The 3,277-nt window shown below is 69.0% G+C and carries 3 protein-coding genes; 2 read left to right on the top strand and 1 reads right to left on the bottom strand.

Annotation, left to right across the window (positions count from 1 at the left end; translation table 11 throughout):
- Nucleotides 1–231 precede the first annotated feature (231 nt).
- Nucleotides 232–1,458, bottom strand: a complete 1,227-nt coding sequence (locus tag FV222_RS20940) for a TetR/AcrR family transcriptional regulator (RefSeq protein WP_147763950.1) — start codon at nucleotides 1,456–1,458, stop codon at nucleotides 232–234.
- Between the two features lie 223 nt (nucleotides 1,459–1,681).
- Between FV222_RS20940 and phaZ the strand changes: the two genes are divergently transcribed.
- Together phaZ and FV222_RS31410 are read left to right on the top strand one after the other, a co-directional pair.
- The gene (gene phaZ, locus FV222_RS20935; protein ID WP_147763949.1) at nucleotides 1,682–2,890 is read left to right on the top strand and encodes a polyhydroxyalkanoate depolymerase; all 1,209 of its coding nucleotides are present in this window, start codon (nucleotides 1,682–1,684) and stop codon (nucleotides 2,888–2,890) included.
- A 109-nt stretch (nucleotides 2,891–2,999) separates the two neighbouring features.
- A partial coding sequence (locus FV222_RS31410) for a DUF4175 family protein (protein ID WP_246685580.1) occupies nucleotides 3,000–3,277 on the top strand: 278 nt, incomplete at its 3' end.

Here is a 3,277-nt window from a genome sequence, read left to right as displayed (position 1 = left end):
GCTTGACTATGCTGGATCGCTCGACGGATCGCCTCAGTCGTCGTGGCGCTGCCGTGAAGAACTTGGCCCATAGCTCATCCCTCCACTCCGACGTGAAGACTGCACCATCAAACCCTGGGATCAAACACCTAGAGCTTTTTCCGTGATCCCTGGATCACGGAAAAAGCTCTAACCTGATGTGTGGTCGCATTTTCTTCACGCGAGCCGGCATCCACCTCGCATGAAAATGCTCTAACCGGCCGGAGCGTAGACGCCGACGAACAGCGGGCGTGCGAAGACGTCCGCCGCGTGCGCCCCCTCGACCTCGCACCAGCGGTCGAGGTCTGAGGCCGCGTCGATCATGCTGCTCACGACCTGGGCCGCGATCGACGGGTCGATCGCGCGGATCGAGCCGTCGGCGATGCCGTCCCCGATCGGGAAGGCGAGGCGCTCCCACAGCCGCCGCATGGTCAGCGGGATCTCGGCCCGCAGGCTGTCCGGCAGGGCGCCGACCGCAGTGCAGCGCAGGAGCGGACCGCGCTCGGAGACCTGATGGCGCATCAGGGCGCGGGCGCAGGCGGTGATCCGCATCCAGCCGCTGCCGCCGGCGGCCTCCGCCGCCTCCTGCTCCCGCCGCAGGATTTCGAAGGTGCGCGCGAAGCACTGGGCGATCAGGTCGTCCTTGTTGTCGTTGTGGTGGTAGAACGAGCCCTTCGTCACGCTGAGCCGCGCCGAGATCTTCTCGACAGACGCGCCGCGATAGCCTTCCGCGTTGATGAGCGCGGTCGCCGCCCGCAGGAACGGCTCGGTCGGGTCGGCGGGCGCCGTGACGGGATCGGGCGCATCGCCGCTCCAGCGGCTCTCCGGCCCCGCGAGCCCGCGCAGCAGCAGGTCGGCGACGCGCTCGCCGACGCGGGGGTAGTCCGCCGCCTCGTAGCGGTCGATCCAGGCGCGGACTGTGTGGACCACCGAGATCACGAGATGCGTCCGCGCGTTCAGCGCGTCCCGGTCGAGACCCGGGAAGGCGGCTTCGGGGAAGAACGCCGTGCGCGCCTGCCGGAAGAAGGCGTTGTAGGCGGCATAGACCATCGCGCTCTGCGGCTCGGGCAGCGCGCGCATGTCGGTGAGCCGGACCTGCGGCGGCCGCGCCCCGATCTCGATCGCCGCCAGATCGCGGAAATACGCGGCGAGGAAGGCGGAGAGCCGCCGAGGCGGGTCGGCGGAGGCCGCCGTCTCGGCCAGCAGGGCCTCATGCCACGCGATGGTGCTGACGTAGCAGGCGGCCGCCAAGTCCTCCTTGCGGCGATAATAGTAGGTGATGCTGTTCGGCATGAGGCCGACGCTGCCGCCGACGTCGTTCAGCGCCGTGCCGCGGATGCCGCGGGCGTTGAAGTGCCGTGCCGCGGCGTCGAGGATGGCCTCGCGCTTCTGGGCGTAGCGTTTGGTCTGCCCCGCGGCGGGCCTGCCTCCATCGATCATCGTCGCGATTGAGCATGGCCTTACCCGGACTGACAAGCGGGCGGCCGCGAGACATGATACCCCGAAGCCACAGGGCGGCGGCTTCGTCGTTTAGCCAGTTGCGGTGCTCGCGCGCACGACTGATCCTGCCTCCATGATGATGCAGCACGACGCGGCGTATCAGCCCCAACCGGAAGCCGTGACCGCCCGCTCGTCGGGCCGGTCGCGCACGAGTGCACGCCCCATGCTGTACGACGCGTTCGACATGCAATGCGACATGGCCCAGCAGACGCGGGCCTGGGGACGGGTGCTGCACGATGCGGTCTCGCCCTGGGCCGGCTTCGGCGAGTCGATGAACTGGATGTCGGCCGGCGCCCGCATGATGATGCGCGCCGGCCTGACCTTCGCGCGCCCCTCCTTCGGCATCGACACGATCGCGGTCGGCAACCGCGAGGTCCCGGTGGTCGAGGAGCCGATGCTCTCGACGCCGTTCGGCACTCTGCTGCGCTTCCGCAAGGACATCGACACCGAGCAGCCGAAGGTGCTGGTGGTGGCCCCGCTCTCGGGCCACTTCGCGACGCTGCTGCGGAGCACGGTGAAGACCCTGCTGCCCGACCACGACGTCTACATCACCGATTGGCACAACGCCCGCGACGTGCCGCTCTCGGATGGCGCCTTCGGCTTCGACGACTATGTCGGCCACCTCGTGCAGTTCCTCGGGGCGATGGGCGGCCCCGCCCACGTGCTCGCCGTGTGCCAGCCGACCGTGCAGGCGCTCGCCGCCGCCGCAGTCATGGCCGAGACCAAGGATTCGGCCGCGCCCCGCAGCATGACGCTGATGGCCGGCCCGGTGGATTGCCGCATCAGCCCGACCTCGGTGAACGCGCTCGCCACCTCGAAGCCGATCGAGTGGTTCGAGAAGAACCTGATCTCCACCGTGCCCCGGCGCCACAAGGGCGCCGGCCGGCGCGTCTACCCCGGCTTCGTGCAGGTCTCGGCCTTCGTGTCGATGAACACCAAGCGACACATGCAGGGCCATGCGGACCTGTTCTGGCACATGGCCAACGGCGAGGTCGAGAAGGCCGACGCGATCGCCGGGTTCTACGACGAGTACTTCGCCGTGCTCGACCTGGCGGCGGAATTCTACATCGAGACGGTGAAGACGGTGTTCCAGGACTACACCCTGGCCAAGAACGAGCTGACCTACCGTGGCAACCCGATCGACATGCGCTCGATCCGCAAGACCGCGCTGATGACGGTCGAGGGCGAGCGCGACGACATCTGCGCCGTCGGACAGACCATGGCGGCGCACGACCTCTGCACCGGCCTGCCCCCGCACATGCGCAGCCACCACCTCCAGGCCGGCGTCGGCCACTATGGCGTGTTCTCGGGCCGCAAGTGGGAAGGGCAGACCTACCCGCTTGTGCGCAACTTCATCCAGTCGCACGACTAACGGCCCTTGCTCCGCCCTGAGCGGATTTGACCCGCACGCGCACGATGCCCACCATGCTAGCCTGCCTGCAGAAAGATGCAGGTTCGAGAGCGGCGAGGCGATTGCGGGCGTGAGCAGAACCGATCCGAAGCGATCCGACACCGCCGCGCAGCTCGACCGGCTCGTGGCGCAGGCCAGCGCCGCCGGCTTCTGGGAGCGGGCCTGGCCGCTGCTGTGGCGGGGCTTGGGCGTCGTGCTGGCGTTCCTCGCCGTGTCCTGGCTCGGTCTCTGGCTCGATCTCCCCGCCACCTGGCGCATCGTTGGCCTCGTCGCCTTCGCTGCCGCGCTCGTCGCCGTCCTGTCGCCGCTCGTGCGCCTGCGCCGGGCCGACCGGCGCTGGCGCACGAG

The sequence above is a fragment of the Methylobacterium sp. WL103 genome, assembly GCF_008039885.1.
In the GTDB taxonomy this organism is placed as follows: domain Bacteria; phylum Pseudomonadota; class Alphaproteobacteria; order Rhizobiales; family Beijerinckiaceae; genus Methylobacterium; species Methylobacterium cerastii.
This window is presented reverse-complemented; position numbering and strand designations above follow the sequence as displayed.

Bases quoted from the DNA above. Each gene is read 5' to 3' on its own strand.
- FV222_RS20940 (WP_147763950.1), bottom strand. From the start codon at position 1,458: ATGATCGATGGAGGCAGGCCCGCCGCGGGGCAGACCAAACGCTACGCC.
- phaZ (WP_147763949.1), top strand. From the start codon at position 1,682: ATGCTGTACGACGCGTTCGACATGCAATGCGACATGGCCCAGCAGACG.